12 protein-coding genes and 3 pseudogenes are annotated in these 19506 nt (G+C 42.6%); 12 read left to right on the top strand and 3 right to left on the bottom strand.

The window, feature by feature from the left end; translation table 11 throughout:
* Positions 1-19: 19 nt before the first annotated feature.
* The gene (locus V7O62_RS08910; protein ID WP_406658277.1) at positions 20-1939 is read left to right on the top strand and encodes a hydantoinase/oxoprolinase family protein; all 1920 of its coding nucleotides are present in this window, start codon (positions 20-22) and stop codon (positions 1937-1939) included.
* A 545-nt stretch (positions 1940-2484) separates the two neighbouring features.
* Positions 2485-5121, top strand: coding sequence for a PAS domain-containing protein (locus V7O62_RS08905; protein ID WP_406655949.1), 2637 nt, complete (start codon positions 2485-2487; stop codon positions 5119-5121).
* Between the two features lie 36 nt (positions 5122-5157).
* Here V7O62_RS08905 and V7O62_RS08900 read toward each other — a convergent pair whose 3' ends face one another.
* Complete coding sequence (locus V7O62_RS08900; protein ID WP_406655948.1) at positions 5158-7083, bottom strand: hydantoinase/oxoprolinase family protein; 1926 nt, start codon at positions 7081-7083, stop codon at positions 5158-5160.
* A gap of 697 nt (positions 7084-7780) precedes the next feature.
* Between V7O62_RS08900 and mttB the strand changes: the two are divergent.
* The 9 genes and pseudogenes from mttB to V7O62_RS08855 all read left to right on the top strand — a co-directional run bounded on the left by mttB (position 7781) and on the right by V7O62_RS08855 (position 16521).
* Positions 7781-9271: pseudogene (gene mttB, locus V7O62_RS08895) on the top strand ([trimethylamine--corrinoid protein] Co-methyltransferase).
* Positions 9272-9288: 17 nt separating this feature from the next.
* Positions 9289-9936, top strand: a complete 648-nt coding sequence (locus tag V7O62_RS08890) for a methyltransferase cognate corrinoid protein (protein ID WP_406655947.1) — start codon at positions 9289-9291, stop codon at positions 9934-9936.
* A gap of 401 nt (positions 9937-10337) precedes the next feature.
* Entirely contained in the window at positions 10338-11384 is a 1047-nt protein-coding gene (locus V7O62_RS08885; protein ID WP_406655946.1) for a hypothetical protein, read from the top strand.
* A 1-nt stretch (position 11385) separates the two neighbouring features.
* Complete coding sequence (locus V7O62_RS08880; RefSeq protein ID WP_406655945.1) at positions 11386-11676, top strand: hypothetical protein; 291 nt, start codon at positions 11386-11388, stop codon at positions 11674-11676.
* A gap of 13 nt (positions 11677-11689) precedes the next feature.
* Positions 11690-11839, top strand: a complete 150-nt coding sequence (locus V7O62_RS08875) for a hypothetical protein (RefSeq protein WP_406655944.1) — start codon at positions 11690-11692, stop codon at positions 11837-11839.
* 305 nt (positions 11840-12144) lie between these two features.
* Entirely contained in the window at positions 12145-12789 is a 645-nt protein-coding gene (gene mtbC, locus V7O62_RS08870; protein WP_406655943.1) for a dimethylamine corrinoid protein MtbC, read from the top strand.
* A 14-nt stretch (positions 12790-12803) separates the two neighbouring features.
* Positions 12804-14207: pseudogene (mtbB, locus tag V7O62_RS08865) on the top strand ([dimethylamine--corrinoid protein] Co-methyltransferase).
* A 272-nt stretch (positions 14208-14479) separates the two neighbouring features.
* Positions 14480-15130, top strand: a complete 651-nt coding sequence (locus tag V7O62_RS08860; protein ID WP_406655942.1) for a methyltransferase cognate corrinoid protein — start codon at positions 14480-14482, stop codon at positions 15128-15130.
* 14 nt (positions 15131-15144) lie between these two features.
* Positions 15145-16521 (top strand): annotated as a pseudogene (locus V7O62_RS08855) (monomethylamine:corrinoid methyltransferase).
* Positions 16522-16667: 146 nt separating this feature from the next.
* On the opposite strand, the gene V7O62_RS08850 reads toward V7O62_RS08855, so the two are convergent.
* Positions 16668-16799 (bottom strand): hypothetical protein, encoded by a 132-nt coding sequence (locus tag V7O62_RS08850; protein WP_406658276.1) that lies wholly within the window; start codon positions 16797-16799, stop codon positions 16668-16670.
* Between the two features lie 284 nt (positions 16800-17083).
* On the opposite strand from V7O62_RS08850, the gene V7O62_RS08845 reads away from it, so the two are divergent.
* A complete protein-coding gene (locus tag V7O62_RS08845) occupies positions 17084-17683 on the top strand; it encodes a 4Fe-4S binding protein (protein ID WP_406655941.1) in 600 nt (199 codons plus the stop codon).
* Positions 17684-17739: 56 nt separating this feature from the next.
* On the opposite strand, the gene V7O62_RS08840 is transcribed toward V7O62_RS08845, so the two are convergent.
* Positions 17740-19113, bottom strand: coding sequence for a monomethylamine:corrinoid methyltransferase (locus V7O62_RS08840; protein WP_406655940.1), 1374 nt, complete (start codon positions 19111-19113; stop codon positions 17740-17742).
* Positions 19114-19506 lie beyond the last annotated feature (393 nt).

Genomic DNA, 19506 nt, shown 5'->3' with positions numbered 1-19506 from the left:
GGAGTTCGAGGTGATAGAAGTGCAATATAGTCTGGGAATAGATGCTGGTGGAACCTACACGGATGCAGTGATAATAAGAAATGCGGACAGGGAGATAATTGATTCAAATAAAGCTCTCACAACTTATCCCGATCTTTTGAAAGGCATTGAAAATGCGATTGACGGTCTTGATGGAGAGTACCTTAAGGATGTAAAACTGGTATCTGTTTCAACCACCCTTTCAACCAACACGATACTGGAAAAAACAGGATATCCAGTGGGTTTGATTCTGGTCGGAAAGCATACTTTGCCCAAAAGCACTCCTATCAGAGAACTTGTGGTCGTGGAGGGTGGCCATAATATCAGCGGCAAAGAGGATCAAAGACTTGATGTTGAAGCTATCAGGAATTATATTCTGAAAATTAAGGATAAAGTTTCTGCCTTTGCTGTATCTTCCTATTTCAGCGTGAGAAATCCAGATCATGAACTTAAAGTAAAAGAGATCGTAACTGAACTTACAGGTCTTCCGGTTGTATGTGGACATGAGCTTTCTCAGGACTTAGGTGCATATGAGCGTGGAGTAACTGCTTACCTGAATGCTCAACTGATTCCCATAGCAAGCCACTTCATAGATGCTATCCAGTCTGATATTAAGAAAAGAGGTATAGATGCCAAACTGATGATGCTCAAATGTGATGGATCTGTCATTAGTATAGAAGAAGCTGCTAAAAGGCCAATCGAGTCAATATTTTCAGGTCCGGCTGCCAGTTTAATGGGTGCTTCTTTTTTGATAGGAAATGATACATGTAGTGTTATTGATGTTGGTGGGACAAGTACGGATGTCTCTCTTGTACATTCGGGTCTTCCTGAGCTTGTGGATACAGGTGCTGTGGTTGGTGGATGGCATACGAAGGTTAAAGCCATACGCATGGAAACATCAGCCATGGGAGGAGACAGCCATGTTTGGATCAAGAACCGTATGGTAAATATCGGTCCCAGAAGGGTCATGCCTCTTTGTCTTGCAGCTGTGAAGTACCCCGGTTTCATTGAGCAGCTAAAATCCGGACGTACACCCTCCAGGGTCCAGCTTGGAGAGAACATACAACCTACGAAGTTCTTTGTACGAACCGGTAAGCAAGCTTCCGGCTTAAGTGGATATGATAAGGATATATTTGAGATAGTAGGAGACGAACCGGTATGTATTAATGATATTTTCTGGAGGCTTGGAAAACCCATATCTCCTGATCGTGTAGATAGTCTGATTCAGAAAAGATTGGTTCAGGCTATAGGTTTCACTCCTACTGATGCGCTTCATGTGCTTGGGGAGTATACTGGCTGGGATGTTGAAGCTTCCATGATTGGAGCAAACCTGCTTTCAAGGCTGACATATATGGATGAATATGAGCTTTGCAGAAATATTAAAAAAGAAGTTGCTGTCAATATGGCTTTGAATCTTATGGGATTCATGTTCAAAGATGTGGAAAAAAGTGAAATCGAGAAGATCCTCAGAGGTGATTTCCAGTCACAGTTCAAGGCAAACGTTCCCGTTGTTCTCCTAGGGGGGCCTGTTAGTTCTTATGTTGAAGAGCTCTCTGAGCTTATAGATGCGGAAATAATAGTTCCTGAGTACGCTTCAGTTGGAAATGCTGTAGGGGCACTGGTGGGTAAAGGTATCAAAAGGTTCGAAATACTTGTCAAATCCTTCTATGAAAAATCGGAAAGATCTATTATTGTATTTTCACAGGAAGGAAGGGAGGTATTTGCAAGTTACCAGGATGCTGTTAAATATGCGATGGAATTGGGCAACAAACTCGTTCTTGATTATATGGTAGATTCAGGAGTCGAGTATGATGATATTGAGATCGATGTTAAAAGAGAAGATGTTACTCTGGATGAAGATGGTGGTGTACCTATCGAAACAAGGCTTGTTTTCCTGGGAATCGGTATCCCAAAGACTTAAGCCTTATTTTTTTGGGCTTGATGTCATGTCAAATGTCTGACTTCTTGTAGCTGCATTCTTCATGGGAAACTTATAAATAGTATTTTTTCGTACTGATTCTTGATACAATCCATTCATGTGGAAATCAGATCAAGTTGATCGAATGGACTCTAAATCCGTTCAGCCGGGTTAAATTCCCGGGGTTTCCGCCAATTTTGTGAAGTATCATTATGTGTAGAAGCACATGATGATAATATTCTTCTTTTCAAATTCTTCAACACTCCTTTAAAAAGAATTTGCTTGTCCTATTCCCGGCAAATATATTGCTTTGGTTATTTATTGGATTTGACAACGGCTTACGTCTCTGATTTTTTTTTAGTATGAATTATTTGAGGATTACAAATAAATAGAATGAAATTGCTTTACGGGCGTTATCTATTTATGTAGGTTCCAAGTCAAGAGTTGACTCTATAGGGTCTAATACTTGGTAAAACAGTTTCGCAAAATATATGAATAGTACATGCGGTGCAGCAATAACATTAAAGTCTATTAAGTCCAAGAATAGGGTGATAACAATTTTCTACTTTGGAGATTCCGGTAAAAAGAAAACTTATGGGAGAATGATGTCTGCTGCAACACCTATAGACAAGAAGTTGGAAGCTGTTTATAACAGTAGCCCTGTGATTTCCTTTTTATGGAAAGCAGTAGACAACTGGCCAGTTGAATCAGTTTCAGGTAACGTTGCCCAGTTGGGCTATACTCCCGAAGATTTCCTTTCCGGAAAATTGCTTTACGGGGATATTGTTCATCCTGATGACCTTGAAAGGGTTCATCTTGAAGTAGCGAGGCATTCGGAAAAAAAGAATACTTCCTATTTTGCTCTTAATTATAGAATTTTTGCAAAATCCGGTGAAGTCCGCTGGGTTACCGAAAGGTCCTTCATAAAACGTGATGAAGGCGGTAAAATCACTCATTTCCAGGGAATTATAATCGATAATACCGAACTCGAAAAAACGGAAAGAGCTCTCCTTGAGACCGGAAAAAAATACCAGACAATATTTGAGAAATCTCCAGTGGGTATACTTTATTTTGATGAAGGTGGAGTTATTACCCATTGCAATGAAAGTTGTGCCCAGATACTTGATTCACCAATAAAAAAGATAGTTGGTTTTAATGTCCTTTCTTCACTAAACAGTGAAATGTTGAAAAATGCTGTTGAAATGGTTTTCCTCGGAAACTCTGGTTTTTATGAGGGAGAACATGTCTCTGCCATAAGCGGGAAATCTGTAGTTATCAGAGCCAGCTTTACACCCATTATGGATGATTCTGGTTCCCTGATAGGTGGTGTCGGCATTCTTGAGGACATAGGGGAAAGCAAGCGAGTGGAAAAAATAATTCATTTGAACGAATTACGTCTGGAAACCATGCTTCAGCTTCATCAGATGCAGGATGCTCCGATGCATGACATTGCAGAATTTACAGTCAAAATGGCAGTTGAGCTTACAGGTAGTAAGGTCGGCTATCTTGAGTTTTTAAATGAAGCTGAGAATGTCCTGGAGATGTACCAATGGCCTCTTGATGAAGTTGGTATGTCGTCAGTTGATGATGAACCATTTGTCCATCCTGTCAAATCCACAGGATTCTGGGGTGAGGCGATAGGGGCGCGAAAGCCTGTTATTGTGAACAAAAAGTATGCTTTTGATCGTGATGATGAGGTCTACTCTAAACCCAATGCAGTTCTGTTACGGCATGTTACAATACCCGTATTTGACAAAGAGCAGATAGTTGCAGCGGTAGGGGTGGCTAATAAGGATTCGGATTATGATGAATCAGATGTCCGGCAGTTGACACTATTGATGGAGGGTATGTGGAAACTTGTCCAGTACAAACAGGCGGATGATCTGCTGATCGAAACCTTAAAAATGCGCAGGGTCTTGGAATCTGTGATGAGCTCAAGTCCTGCTGTTGTTTTTCTATGGAAGGCTGAAAAGGATTGGCCAGTAGAGTTTGTTTCGGAAAATATTTCACAATTCGGTTACGATGTTAAAGATTTCCTTACAGGCAAGCTGATTTACGGAGATATTATACACCCTTCGGATCTTGAAAGGGTTCGCCAGGAAGTCGCCAGGGCTTCAAAGGAAGGCTTTTCTGATTTCAGCCAGGAGTATAGAGTACTTACGAAATCCGGGGAAGTTAGATGGGTTGATGAGAGGACGATGCTCCATTATGATATACATGGAAAGGTTGATTATCTGCAGGGTATTGTGGTAGATGTTACTGAACGAAAGCAGGCAAGCAGTTTCATGCGCCTGGAATGTGATTTTGATAATGTTATTGGTGCAACAGGCAATCTTCAAGATACATTTGAAAAGTTGCTTGATTTTACCCTTGAAACAAAATCGATAGATAGCAGTGCTATATATCTTGTTGATGAGCAGAGCGGAGATTTCAAGTTGGTAGCACATAGGGGCCTGTCAGAACGCTTTGTAGAGAACATATCTAATTTTTCCCAGAACACTCTAATAGCCCGCCTTTTTACGACAGGATATCCTGTTTACAAGTATTTTTCGGAGATCAATGCAATGATACCTGGAGTAAATCTCGGATTTGAGAGGCTTCAGGCAATGGGATTCGTACCTGTAAAGTTCAATGATGAACTTGTTGCAGGCATGATCCTGGGATCTCACAAGGATCTGGAAATACCTGCTAACTCCAGAAACCTCATAGAGACCATAGCTAATCAGGTAGGTATTATTATTTCCCGCACGAATGATGATTCCGGGATTCAGAAAAGTAAGAATTATCTGAGATCATTGCTTGATGCACTTGATGAGATAGTATTTATCATGGATCTCGAGGGAAAGGTGCTTCATACTAATGATTCACTACGCAAACAGCTTAACTATTCGGATAAGGAGCTTTTCATGAAAGATTTTCTTAAACTTTATCCGAGTGGATGGGAAGATGACGTCCTGTCAAACCTTGATGAAATAATGGAGGGTAAATCTTCCTCTTGCGAGATTCCGCTTATAAGTAAAGAAGGAATACTGGTTCCTGTAAGAACTAAGTTCACCATAGGGGACTGGGGAAAACAGGATGTTTTGATTGCTACTGCCTCAATGGTAAAAGAGCCTGCATATGCTGACCCGGATGTTTCCATGAAAAAAAAAGATGAACTTCCTTCGAAGTCCCATGTTTCATAATATTCGAAAATTTGTACCGGCCTGAAAATTCCTTGTTTATATTGCCTCGTTTTTTGTACCAACTCCAAGGACAACAAGTTTTGTCTCCATTGGTTTTACCCATCCTTCCGGGATTATTTCTTCCTTTTTAACGTCTATCTGGATGTGTTCTGACCCCAATCCTGCATCCTTCATGTAATCAATTATCATAGTTTCCCCGAGATTGATTGCATATTCAAGGGCTTCCTCATATTGATAGAAACTGTCTTTCCCTCTTTCGGAGAAGACCAGGAATTCCCAATCAGGAGCAGCCATTGATGCTGGTCGGATGAGTATCTCTGCACGGCGAATTCCTTTTGCAGCAAGTGCACCGGCAGCGTTTCCTACATTTGAAAAAGTAGGCAAGATTATTTCTGCGTCCAGTATTTTACGTAAGTCTTCTGCAAAAGGAGCAACAGGTCCTCCTATGAGAACTATGGGAACATCTACTTTGAACTTAGCCGGAGAATCAATGTCAAATATTCTTCTGACCTCGTTTTTAGGAATGCCTTCCAGGAAGAAGGAAACAAGATTAGATGCCATATTTTTGGTAAATTCTCTCTTTACATGATTTGCAAATTCATATCTGTCCATATCTGCAAGTGATGCCAGCATGTCAGCACCGGTGTTTGCAGCTTCAACATTCCTTTCGGTGTAGTCTCCGAGCACATGAAGCGCATCCGTAGGAGTGAAACCGATTGCCTGTATGAGTCTTTTCTGTATGAGACGATCTATCAATTCGCTTGATGGGTACTTTTTTATCCTGTTGAATATTTCCGTAATAGATGTAGGTTCTTTTTTGACCGAGTCCAGTATCTCCTTTTCACCATCACTTATTTCAATGGCCTCATAATCGGTTCTCACATAGAATTTTGTAGGTTGATGGTTTATTCCAAGTATTCGTTTTGAAGGAATAGGATTTACTTTCAGATGTTTCAGGAAATCAGGATAAAGGACTGCTGCACGGCAAAGTGGTATGACTCTTCTGGGTCCGATGCTGATTTTTTTAGCTTTGACCCATATATGGCTGTCTCCTCCCATTGCAGATGTTTCCATTCTAATGGCCTTGACTCTGGTCTGCCAGCCACCTACGACGGCTCCCGCATCACTCATTTCGGGAACACCATTGTAGATTACTGAGACATCCGTGCTGGTTCCTCCCACATCTATAACGGCACAAGTTCCTTTTTCTGCAAGGAATGAAGCTCCTACAAGGCTTCCTGCAGGTCCTGAGAATATGGATTCAATTGGTTTTCTGAGAGCTTCCTGTATTCCTACTACTGAACCGTCACATTTGAGCATGAACACCTTTGCATCCATTCCCCTTGACTTAATCTCTGATTTTACTGTGCCCATGAATCTTTCTGTCACCGGTATTAATTGAGCATTCAAAAAAGCAGTAACTGCTCTTTCATATGCACCCAGGTCCTGGGAAAGTTCATGTCCACAGACTACAGGTAATCCTGTAAGTTCCCCTATTATTTTCTTTGCTTCAAGTTCATGATCATGGTTTCTTATACTGAAGTATGATGAGATAGCAAAAGCTGAAACCCTGTCTTTAACCTTAAGTGCGAACTCTTCTATGGAACGAAGGTCTACTGCCTCGGTTTCAATGCCATTATGATCGTGTCCTCCAGCTACCTGTATATGGTGTTTTGTGGGGAGTTCTTTTGTAATTTCATACTTGCCGATAAGTATCAAAGCTACCGGAAATCCTGTTCCCTCAAGGATACTGTTAGTGGAAAGTGTGGTTGAAACTGATACGACCTTAACCTTATCCAAATAACTCTGATCAAGTCCGTTAATAGCGTTCCTGATTCCTTCGAGAGGGTCAGGATAACTTGTCAATGCTTTGCTTGAGTCGATTATCTCTTCATCAGTATCTCTCAAAAGCACTGCATCTGTATACGTTCCACCTGCATCGATTCCAAGGCTGTATTTCATATTTCCGTAGCACCTCATGTGATTTTTAGGCCCTTCTAATTATTTTATGTGGATGCAGTTATCCAAAACATGTAGATAAACATTGCGCATTGGTTTAAACGCCGTTAACTCAAAAATCATTATCAAGAGGCACTTACTTCTATCTTTGGGTAGCTGGTACATTTGCACTATTAGAAATGTATATATAGTGAAGAAAATCACCCTTGTTATCATTCTTTCTTCTACTAAGACAATCATGTGCGGCAGAAAAATTAATTATATATTTTTAAAGTATAATTTATCTGGTTAATTGTTTTTTATCTCTTGATCCTGGTTTTATAATATACTCTTTTCTGAATAGATATTGCTTTATACTAGAAAATTTGCATAATTTATGCGAAAAATATTTATTCTAGGAAAGCAGTAAACTTTACTTGTCTAATAGTAAATTAGGTTTACTAATTTATAACCGGCGTCTGTCAACGTTATTTTTTTTCTAGCAATGATTTTTAAGGGCAATCTTTAAATAAAATCCTTTTTTCGCCAAATGAAGAAAAATATAAATACTAGACTCGTATGAAAAGCTTATATACAAGAAACAAATACGCATGTCTAGGAGAAAAATGCTGTAAAGCATGATTACATCCCCTTGACATCCCGTACAATATTTCTTGGTACGATGTCTTGAATTTAAATTGCATAAATTGGAGGTTAAGAAATGGTAAAACAATATTTCCCAGGTAGAACTCCATTAGATGGTGTAAAGCTGGAGCTTTTCTCTGAGGACGATCTCAGAGCTCTTCACTATGCTACAATGGATGTCTTTATTAACACTGGTATCCAGGTTTCAGACGCTGAAGCAAGAGCTATCTTTAAAGAAGGTGGCTGTTTAGTCGATGAAAAAACACAAATCGTCAGGATTCCTGAGTTTGTAGTTAACAGAGCATTACGCGACTGTCCTTCTAAGTTTGTCCTCTGGGGCCGTGACAAGAAGAACAATGTCAAGCAGGAGCACAAAGGAAAGGTACACTGGACCTGCTTCGGTACCGGTGTCAAGATGTGCAACTACGAGGCTCCTGGTAAGTACGTAACTGTTGATTCAACAGACAAGGACCTCGCTGACACAGCAAAACTCTGTGACTGGGCAGAGAACATCAACTACTTCTCACTTTCAGTTTCCGCAAGGGACTGGGCAGGAAAAGGTGCACAGGATGTCCACGAGACACTGACACCATTGATGAACACAACAAAGCACTTCCACCACATCGACCCTGTAGGCGAGAACGTGGAATACTATCAGCAAATAGCTACCGCATACTATGGCGGAGATGATGAGGAAGCACGCAAGAAGCCTATATTCTCAACACTGCTCTGTCCTACAAGCCCACTTGAACTCGGTGACAATGCATGTCAGGTTATCATAAAGGGTGCAAGATTCGGTACACCAGTTAACGTACTCAGTATGGCAATGGCCGGCGGTTCATCCCCAGTACACCTTGCAGGTACACTTGTAACACACAACGCTGAGGTACTCTCCGGTATCGTACTCGCACAGCTGGTCAAGCCAGGTGCAGCAGTATGGTACGGCAGTTCCACCACAACATTCGACCTGAAGAAGGGTACTGCTCCTGTAGGTTCCCCTGAGCTCGGTCTTATAAGTGCAGCTGTCGCAAAGCTTGGTCAGTACTATGGCCTCCCAACATTTGTGGCAGGCTCGTAGGCAGATGCCAAGATACCTGATGGCCAGGCTGGCCATGAGAAGACAATGACTACTCTTTTCCCCTCATTGGCTGGTGCAAACACCCTTTACGGCGCAGGTATGCTTGAGCTTGGTATGACCTTCTCACTTGAACAGCTCGTTCTTGACAACGACATGATCTCAATGACAAAGAAGGCAATGCAGGGAATCCCTGTGAACGAAGAGACCATGGCAGTTGACTCTATCGACCAGGTAGGTATTGGAAACAACTTCCTTGCACACAAGACTACAAGGAAGAACATTGATCTCCCATCCAGCCCAATGCTGATTGACAGGCTGATGTACGGAGACTGGGAAATGGCTGGTGCAAAGGATATCGCAACGGTTGCTCATGAAAAAGTCGTTGACGTCATGAAGAACCACGAAGTAGCACCAATAGATGCTGACCTGCTCAAGGACATGCAGGCAGTCGTAGAAAAGGCTGACAAAGCATTCAGAGCCAGTATGTAAATATGGAGGTTATAAAAATGGCAACTAAAGAAGAAATTATTGCGAAAGCAAAAGCAGCTATTCTCGATTTCGATGATGAAGAAGCAGCAGCAGCAGCCCAGGAAGGCCTTGATGCAAATGTAGATCCTGTAGACCTTATCCAGGACGGTTTCACTGCAGCTATGAACGAAGTTGGAGATCAGTTTGAAGCAGGTACATTATTCCTTCCTCACGTAATTGCAGCATCAGAAGCAATGAGTGCAGGAGTAGCTGTACTTACACCTGCACTTGAGAAGGCAGGAAGCGAGACAGAGAGCAAAGGTACAGTCGTTATCGGTACCATCGAGGGAGATATCCACTCAATTGGTAAGGATATCGTTGCAACAATGCTCAAGATCGCTGGTTTCAAGGTTGTAGACCTTGGAAGAGATGTAGCAATTAAAGACTACGTTGAGAAAGTAAAGGAAACCAATGCTCAGGTAGTTGCTTCATCTGCTCTTATGACCACAACAATGGTCAGCCAGATTCAGATCGAAGAGCAGCTCAAGGAAGCAGGAGTTCGCGACTCAGTCAAGACAATGGTCGGCGGCGCACCTGTAACCCAGGACTGGGCTGACAAGATTGGTGCAGACATCTATGGCGAAAATGCTACCGATGCTGTAGCCAAGATCACTGAACTCTTCTGATATCAGAAGATTTACAGTAGTGATGTAGCTTCGGCTACATCCTTTACTGTTCACAAAGGTTATTCCTTGTGGTAATGGGTGCTTTTGGGAAATGTGGTAATATTTCCAAAATATGATCCGGATCTTTTGGAGCCGGTCATTGGTCTGTCCCTTAATATTTTTGTGCACCTCAAAAAGATGATGAGCTGTCAGCAAGGCATTATCATGTTAGCGGTTACAAAATCATTGGAATCCAATTATCTTTATAGTAGACCTTTATCCAGGTTTTTAGTCGGATCGCGTAACAGCAGAGCTGGCATCAAATCATTTTTTTGTATCTACTCCCCATCTGGATTATTCCGGATAAAAAGGTATTTGTCTTTTGTAGGCAAATAAAAAAAGCTTAAAATGGAGGTATTTGCGTGGATTTAAAACTATTAAAAAAACAGGAACACCAACGTCGAGTAAAGTTCGGTTATATGTGGGCCCTATTTTGTGCAGTGCTCTGGGGTCTGTGGTATATCCCCGGTACTGTCGTCTGGGTACTTAATCCTTTCGATGAGATGTATGGTGAAATAGCTGCAGGAAGTGGCGATGGGGTCGCACTGGTAATAGTGGCGGTTCTCATTACGGCGCTTAATGCATTAACAGTTATTATTGCTCTTGGAGTCTGGAATGGAGTTCTTGGAAAGTTCGGAGAAATGAAGAGAACGGTAAAAGAATTCAACCCGTGTTCCAAATGGTTCTTCCTTGCGTCTATTTTTGGTGGCCCTATGGCCATATTGGGTTCTTTCATTGCTATGGGTTTTGTAGGAGGAGCTTTTGCAGCAGTTGCAGCTCTTATGTATCCTGTAGTAGGTTCAATACTTGCTTCCAAATGGTATGGTGAAAAGATAACCAAGCGTGCATTTGTAGGTATTGGTTTCATCATTGTCGGTGGTATCACTATATTCGGTGGCGGTCTGCTTACAGAACTTGGTAACGGCAACGTTGCGTGGATCGGCTACGTTGGTGGACTTATGGCAGCTGCCGGCTGGGGTATTGAAGGTGCTGTTGCAGGTAAGGGTCTTGATATCGCAGAGCCTGATGTTGGTCTTACACTAAGGTTCCTTGGTGAAAATATCATCTGGTGGATCATTGCTATTCCTCTGCTTGTTATAGCTGGATTCCCAATGATCAAGTACGCACTCCTTGCATTCGAGCCACTTACAATTCTGGTATTGATGTTCGCAGGAATTACGTTTGGTTTCTGTTATGTTGCATGGTACAAATCCTTCCCGCTTATTGGTGTGGGCAGAGGACAGGGTATCGGAAACCTCTACGGTCTGATGGCAGTTGTCTTCATTGCACTTTTCTTCGGAGATATTCCTGGATGGACTATCCTGCTTGGAGGTGCTCTTTGTCTTGCCGGAAGTACTATAATGTTCTCAGAAGATACAGGTGAAATGGAATCTTTGAGAGGTGACTAAAATGGCGGAACTACGCCCGATAAAGTTCAGAATACTTGAGCTGTGTAGCGATAGTAAATGGAACTACGAAATCGTTCAGCAGATTCAGAAAGAGTACAATCTCAAAGGAGATTTCCGAAGAGATTCTATCAACTTCGATATAATCGAACTTGCTTCAGGTGGAATGCTCAAGGATGTTGAGGTCAAGGTTGATGAAGACGGAATCTACAAGAAAGGTTTCCTTCTTCATAGATATGTGCTCACCGACTTTGGAAGAGCAAGGGCCGCAGATGCTTGTTTGACGTATGTCTGATGGAGGATTTCAAATGGTACAATCAGAAGCCGCAATGGAAGCTTACAACGCTTACTGGGTAAATTCACCTTTGCCTGCTGCAGATGTGTTATGGATGGTAGTGATTCTTGTCGTTGCTTTACTTGCACTCTGGCAGGCACGAACTTTCGTTTCACAATTCTAAGCGGGGATTGAGAAACAGCCACAATATATTGAATAGAAAAGTCAGGTATACCTGCATCTTCGTGATGTAGGTATATTTTTTATAGTCTACTTTTTCTATTCTTTTATTTGATGGTTTGTGGCATTATATGCAGAAAAATATATATAGTAGATATTCGCCCCCGGATGGGGAAAAGTTTATATGCGGACTTTGGAGGGAATATATATATATGTCGTATATATATGCTATTTGTCTTGCTGAAGGTGTCTTTCACTATTAGCAGGATGATAAATTCTAAAATTATCAAAATTTAACGAGGTATAGTAATGAGTAACGAAGAAATGTACAAAGAACTGTCAGATGCCATCGTTTCCTGTAAAAACGATGCTGTCGAGGCAGCTGTAGAAAAAGCAAGAGGTCAGGGCATCGCTCCTGCAGATATTATTGAGAATGGTCTTGCAGCAGGAATGAACGAAGTAGGTATTCTCTTTGAGAGAGGTAAGTTATTCCTTCCACACGTTATGATGGCAGCCGGTGCAATGGAAGCTGGTGTAGCTCTCCTTGAAGCAGACATGCCAAAGGACGCTGCAAGCAAGAAGCTCGGCGTAATCGTCAACGGTACAGTCGAGGGAGACGTTCACGACATCGGTAAATCCATTGTGTCCACAATGCTTCAGTCCGCAGGATTTGAAGTCCACGACATTGGCAGAGATGTTCCTCTTCAGGTCTTTATTGACAAGATTAAGGAAACTGATGCTGACATGGTAGGAATGTCCGCACTCATGACCACAACCCTCCAGGGTCAGAAAGATGTCATCGAGATGCTCAAGGAACAGGGCATGCGTGACAACATAAAGATCATGGTAGGTGGCGCACCTGCAACCCATGCATGGGCTGAGAAGATCGGCGCAGACTGCTATGCAGAGAATGCAAGTGAAGCTGTTGCAAAAGCTAAAGAATTACTCATTTAAGTCAGGTGTTATTCATGACAACAGAATATGCATTGAGAATGGGAGACGGAAAAAGAATCTTCATGACAAAGGAGCAGATCATGGCAGACCTCAGGGAAGGTATGGCAGATGCTGCAGATCTTGGAGAAATCCCTGAACTTAGTGAAGATGAACTTGACAAGCTTGTTGAGATTATGACAATGCCAGCTAGAATGGTTGGTGTTGAAGCAGGTAAGGAAGTTCCTGTAACCCACGATATCGGTACCATCAGGATCGATGGTGACCAGGGTAACAGTGGTGTAGGTATTCCCGCCAGCAGGCTCGTTGGTGCAATGATGCACGAGAGGGCATTCGGTGCTGACACAATGGAACTGGGCCACATCGACTACAGTTACAAGCCAGTAAAACCTGTCATTGCACAGGAAATGCAGACAATGGAAGTTTGCCAGCAGAACATGATCGTTCCTCTTCTTTACGGTGCAATGCCAAACATGGGTCTTTACTACACTCCTGACGGTCCTTTCGAGAACCCAGGAGATTTGATGAAGGCTTTCAAGATCAGAGAAGCACAGGAATCCATGGAACATTCAGCTGAACACCTTACAAGGGACATTGTCTGGATCATGCAGAGACTCATGGCATCCGGTGCAGACGGTGTTAACTTCGATACAATTGGTGCTGCTGGAGACGGTGACATGTTTGCATCCCTCCACGCAATCGAGGCATTGAGAGAGCAGTACCCTGACATTTACATTGAAGCAGGTATGGCAGGAGAACTTCTGCTCGGTCTTCACGGTGAGATGGAATACGATGGTACAGTACTTGCAGGTCTGTGGCCACACCAGCAGGCTCCATTGGTAGCAAAGGCCGGTGCAAACGTATTCGGTCCTGTTGTGAACACAAATACCAGCAAAACTGCAGCATGGAACCTTGGAAGAGCTGTTACATTCATCAAGGCAGCTGTTGAAGCTTCATCACTTCCATGTCATGTAGATATGGGTATGGGTGTAGGCGGTATTCCAATGTTCGAGACCCCTCCAATTGATGCTGTTTCAAGGGCCAGCAAAGCGATGGTCGAAATTGCTGGCGTCGATGGTATATAGATAGGGGTCGGCGACCCAGTGGGTATGCCGATCTCTCACATAATGGCTTCCGGAATGAGCGGTATCAGAGCAGCAGGAGACCTTGTTGCAAGGATGCAGTTCGAGAAGAACATGAGAATTGGAGAAGCAAAGGAATACGTTGCAAAGAAACTGGAAGTTTCAACTCTTGACCTCAGTGACGAATATGTCATGAGGGAACTCAGAGAAGAGCTTGGTATCGGTGTAATCACCTCTGTTGCAGGAGCTCCAAAGGGAATTGCAGCAAAGATGAACATCGAGAAGATCTTGGATATTAAGATCAACAGCTGTGAGCAGTTCAGAAAGCAGATTGAGTAAATAACTTTTGCTTCTGAAAACGGTCGTTGACTGTATCCGGAAGCTTAAGAATGCCTGTACCTGCCTTCGTTGGCAAGTGCAGGTATAAATTATTTTCTATATTTGCTTTATACCTATCTAATATAAGAGGTAACGTAAATATTATAGGATCACGGTAGATGGATACCGTATTCCTTAGCTCTTTGCAGGAAGTTGATGGAAAATCGTATCCAAAAACTTCCATCACTTCCTTGTCTTGAGCTAGCAATCAATCATTAACATGGAGGTAAAACATGTCCAATCAAGAACTTTTAGACAAACTCAGAGACGCTATAGTCAATCAGGATATCAACGGCTGTGCAGCAGCTACCCAGGAAGCCCTGGATGCTGGTATCGGTGCAGTTGAAGCAATCGAAGGCGGCCTTTCCGTCGGAATGAAGATCGTCGGTGACAGGTTCGAAGCAGCCGAGATCTACCTTCCACAGATCATGATGTCCGCTAAGGCCATGAACGCAGCAATGGAAATTCTCACCCCTATCCTTGCAGAAGAAAAGACCGGAGAAGGTGCAGGAACAGCAATCACATATGTACAGGAAGGCGACATCCACGATATCGGTCACCGTTTAGTCACAACCATGCTCGGTGCAAACGGATTCAACATCATCGATCTTGGTGTAGACATAACAAACGATGCTGTCGTTGAAGAAGTAGCAAAGAACAAGGGCCAGAAGCTCATCCTTGTGGGTTCAGCACTCATGACAACATCCATGCTTGGTCAGAAAGACACAGTAGAGATGCTCAAGGAAGAAGGTCTCAGGGACGACGTCAAGATCATGTTCGGCGGAGCACCTGTATCCGACTCATGGATCGAGGAAATCGGCGCAGACGCAACAGCAGAAAATGCAGCAGATGCAGCACGTGTAGCTCTTGAGATAATGAAATAAGGGAGAGTTCAAAGATGGCATTTTCAAGATCATTAGATTGTTTTGAATTCTATGAGCGTGCAAAGAAGGGAGAGAAAATGACCCAGGACGACTGGGACCTCATGACAATCCCTATGAAAGCAATGGAGCTCAAACAGAAATACAACCTTGACTTCAAGAACGAATTCGTTCCAACCGACAAGGACATGATGGCAAACCTGTTCAAGGCAGGTTTCGACATGCTTCTTGAGTGCGGTATCTTCTGTACCGACACAAGCCGTGTAGTAAAATACACCGAGGATGAAATCTGGGACTCAATCAACAACGTGCAGAAGGAATTCGTACTCGGAACCGGTCGTGACTCCGTAAACGTCAGGAAAAGAAACGTAGGCGACAAGAAAAAGCCAATCGTTCAGGGTGGTCCAACCGGTTCCCCTATCTCAGAAGACATGTTCATGCCTGTTCACATGAGCTACGCTCTTGAGAAGGAAATCGACACCATCGTTAACGGTGTCATGATGACTGTCCGTGGCAAGCCTCCAATTCCAAAGACTCCTTACGAAGTACTCGCTGCCAAGACCGAGACAAGGCTCATCAAGACCGCAGCAGCAATGGCCGGAAGGCCAGGAATAGGCATATAGGGACCAGAGACTTCCCTGTCCGCTCAGGGAAATATCGCTTCAGACTGCGTCGGTGGCCAGGTCTGCAGTGATAGTCACGAAGTATCCCAGCTCAATGAACTTAAGATCGACCTTGACGCAGTTTGTGTCATGGCACACTATCAGGGTAACAGCGACATCATCATGGATGAGCAGATGCCAATCTTTGGTGGCTATGCCGGCGGCATAGAAGAGACTGCTATCGTTGATATCGCAACCCACATCAATGCTTTTGTTATGAGCAATGCCAGCTGGCACCTTGACGGTCCTGTGCACATCCGCTGGGGCTCTACCAACACCAGGGAAACTCTGATGATCGCAGGCTGGACCTGTGCAACCATCTCAGAGTTCACTGACATGCTTTCCGGTAACCAGTACTACCCATGTGCTGGTCCATGTACCGAGATGTGCCTGCTTGAAGCATCCGCACAGTCCATGACTGACACTGCATCCGGCCGTGAGATTCTGTCCGGTGTTGCAGCTGCAAAGGGTGTTGTTCAGGACAAGACAACAGGTATGGAAGCAAGGATGATGGGAGAGGTCGCAAGAGCAACATCCGGTATGGATATTGGAGAAGTCAACAAGATTCTCGACTCTCTTGTCAAACTCTACGAGAATGACTATGCAAGTGCACCAGAGGGTAAGACTTTCCAGGAATGTTACGACATCGCTACCGTAACACCAACCGACGAGTATGTGAAGGTCTACGAAGGCGCACGCAAGAAGCTCGAAGAGCTTGGACTTGTATTCTAAGTCCTAAATCCCTGTGATAACTAGTTTATCACTTCCCTAATGGCCAGCGTCTAATCACCGCTGGCGATTTTATTTTTTGAGTTCTTTTTGGTAGATTGATACCGATAGAAGTCTACTGCTTTTACTTATTGATTCCAAGCGCAGAATTAGAGTTCAAGAATTGTACTATTTCTGGCTCCATTGATCATAGAACGTAAAATTCCAGCCCGATTACTGCCTTTTTCAGTCAGACAATATTTCACTTTTATAGATGTTGTAGTTTCAACATTTCTCTCAATAATTTTGTACGAAACATTTCACTTGATGCCTGTTGATTCCAGAGCAGTAGAATTCCAACTTAAATATCTGGAAGTTCTAGAAAATGCTTCTCAAAGTGAAACCAGGAAGAGTTCATGTAGGCAGTGCAAACTGCTTATCTGAGTATGGAGATGACATAATTCCTCGAAATGACTGTTAATAATTTCTACAGTTTGTGAGGAATATATTATCAAGCATCAGGAACAAGTTCCCATGAAGAATTTGTCCTATTCAATTTTAGCAATAAAGGTTATGGTGTGATGAAATGGAAGATCCACTGAAATTTTTGAGAAATATAAAATCCGTATCTGTTGCAACTGTTGATAAGGGTATGCCGGCAATTAGAATAGCTGATGTAATGCTGAATGAAAATGGCAAACTTTATTTCGTTGTTGCACGGGGAAAACCATACTATAAGCAACTGCAGGAAAATCCTGAGATTGCCATTGTGGCAATGGATAAAAATTACGTCACTGTAAGGGTCAAAGGAAAAATAGAATTTATCGGTCAAAGTCTTCTCGAAAAAATATTTGAAAAAAACCCTGTTCTCAACCAGTTATATCCAGGTGATACAAAAAGCATTCTTGAGGTTTTTTGCCTTCCAAAAGGTACTGGAGAGATATTTGATCTGTCAATAGCTCCTCCTAAAAGTGAGAGGTTTGCTTTTGGAGGTGCCACAGTAGAACAAAGCGGTTACCTGATCAATGAGAATTGTATTGCATGTGGCATTTGCAAGGATGCATGCCCTGTTGGAGCTATCAGTGAGGGGTCTATCTATGACATAGATAGTTCGATCTGCCTGGAATGTGGAAATTGCTACGAGAAATGTCCGGTTGATGCGATTGATTTGCCAAAGGGACTTTAAGATAAGGTTACTTGGGCCTGAGACGATTTTAAAGAAAATGTTCCTGTTTCTTCTTTTTAGACAGGTTCTCCCGGAAAATCGCCCAATATCTCGTATGAAACTTTTCTGTAGAGTGAGTTATATTCTTCGGAGGGTTCGAGATCATATTCGGATTTGATTGTATAGCACTTGTCGAAAGGTTTTCCTTCAGGTGGATCATTGAGTTTATCTTCGTATTTGGAGTAGATCTTAGATACCAGCTTGTCAGCTTCTTCCAGTGACAGGTGGGTTGCCATCTGAGAAATTTCTCCCATGAATCTTGATTCCAGGCCGGATGAGTGGTCTGGTACTCCTCCCCGCGCTCCTACCGGTCCAAGAAGTATGTCCCTTCCGCAGACAGTATCTCCTATTGCCTGGGCGGCAGTCTCATAGAACATCATTTCCGTGCATATGCCAGCTGTATTCCAGTAATATCTTGCGGTGTAATAGTTCATATTGCGGGAGATTGCAAGAGATGAAAGGTTGGAGGCCCACATTACTTCCTTTGTCGAAGATGAACCGGAATCCACATGTACGGCCCCGGAAGCATGGATGCTGGAGTGTGCAAGCACCTTTGATTGAAGTGTCTCTGCCACATCGACGATTGCCAGTCCTTCAGGTGTGCCAATACATGGCCCTCCGAAAACAGGCACCTGGCCGGAAATGTAATGATTGCCATGTTCCTGATGGAAGATACATTTGGAGAGCGTTTCATAATCAATTTTAAGATCATCCATGTAGACTTCCTGAGGATCAGCACTTGAGTATAGTTCGCCGGACGAAAGAAGCAGGTAAGATGTTGGAAGAGTAGGTGTGCTCGGTCCCATAAGTGCAAGCCCTTCACGTCCTGCTATTTTTGTAGCAAGTCTTTCATTTCTTGCTGCCTTCAGGACAGCTAACATCTCCAGAGGGCTCTTTGGCTGAATATATTCCCCACAGAACTGTTTCATTGCTCCACTGTAGATTCCCTGGACAACATTTTCCATCGCTGCACTTAAATTGGTGTATATAAACATCTTCTCGGAGACGCTTCCGCCCATCGGCCCGCCTATGATAATCGGTGGGATTGAAACCAGTGGATACCTGTGTGGTATGGAAACTTTTTCCTTTAGTCTGCCAATTTCTAGTGGGTTGATAACGTTAAGAGATTTGAGTATATCCTCTTCATCTATCTTGATTACTCTTTCCGTACTTCTGCAGTAGATTCCTACAGAATGCAGGAGTTCTATTCCTGCCTCAAAAGTAGCGTCTGCCATTACGAGATCATTAGGTACGAAACTTTCTCCATCATATTCAATGTCATATTTTAAGGCAAGCTCCTCTGACAGCTTGAATACTTCTAGATCATGTTGCTTTTCGGTTTTTCTCTCACCTTCGATTGCGCTTTTAAGATATTTGTACATGTTTTGCATGTTCACACCTGTGTCTCAAAGTAATTTCTCAAAGTCCCCCTGTACAATAAATAAATGCTTAGTACTTTTTTCTGAACAAAATGCTCTTTACTGTTATGTATATATAGTTTTCTAAGCACGTCTGCTTTACCAATCTATAAATTTTAGTTAAAGAACTGTTTTTTAACTGTATCCTTGTTATTGGTAAATCATCATAGTAATACAAATATCTCAGATAAAATACAAGCTCAGCTTTTTCAGATGGGTATGTGTTATGCAATTTATATTTTTCCCTTTCTTGTATCTTTGGTGAAATTACTCTTGTCTTATCTTTATATTGATTATTCTTTTCAAGAACATAAAATTAAATTTGAAAGATTCTCTTTCTTTTTCTTGAAAAACGCTATCTTTCAA

The organism is Methanolobus sp. ZRKC2 (assembly GCF_045291185.1).
Taxonomy (GTDB): domain Archaea; phylum Halobacteriota; class Methanosarcinia; order Methanosarcinales; family Methanosarcinaceae; genus Methanolobus.
The sequence above is the reverse complement of the archived record's forward strand: the minus strand, read 5'-3'. Positions and strand labels throughout refer to the sequence as shown.

Coding starts and splice junctions, on each gene's coding strand:
- V7O62_RS08880 (WP_406655945.1), top strand. CDS start 11,386: ATGGCGGAACTACGCCCGATAAAGTTCAGAATACTTGAGCTGTGTAGC.
- V7O62_RS08890 (WP_406655947.1), top strand. CDS start 9,289: ATGGCAACTAAAGAAGAAATTATTGCGAAAGCAAAAGCAGCTATTCTC.
- V7O62_RS08875 (WP_406655944.1), top strand. CDS start 11,690: ATGGTACAATCAGAAGCCGCAATGGAAGCTTACAACGCTTACTGGGTA.
- V7O62_RS08900 (WP_406655948.1), bottom strand. CDS start 7,083: ATGAAATACAGCCTTGGAATCGATGCAGGTGGAACGTATACAGATGCA.
- mtbC (WP_406655943.1), top strand. CDS start 12,145: ATGAGTAACGAAGAAATGTACAAAGAACTGTCAGATGCCATCGTTTCC.
- V7O62_RS08860 (WP_406655942.1), top strand. CDS start 14,480: ATGTCCAATCAAGAACTTTTAGACAAACTCAGAGACGCTATAGTCAAT.
- V7O62_RS08845 (WP_406655941.1), top strand. CDS start 17,084: ATGGAAGATCCACTGAAATTTTTGAGAAATATAAAATCCGTATCTGTT.
- V7O62_RS08840 (WP_406655940.1), bottom strand. CDS start 19,113: ATGCAAAACATGTACAAATATCTTAAAAGCGCAATCGAAGGTGAGAGA.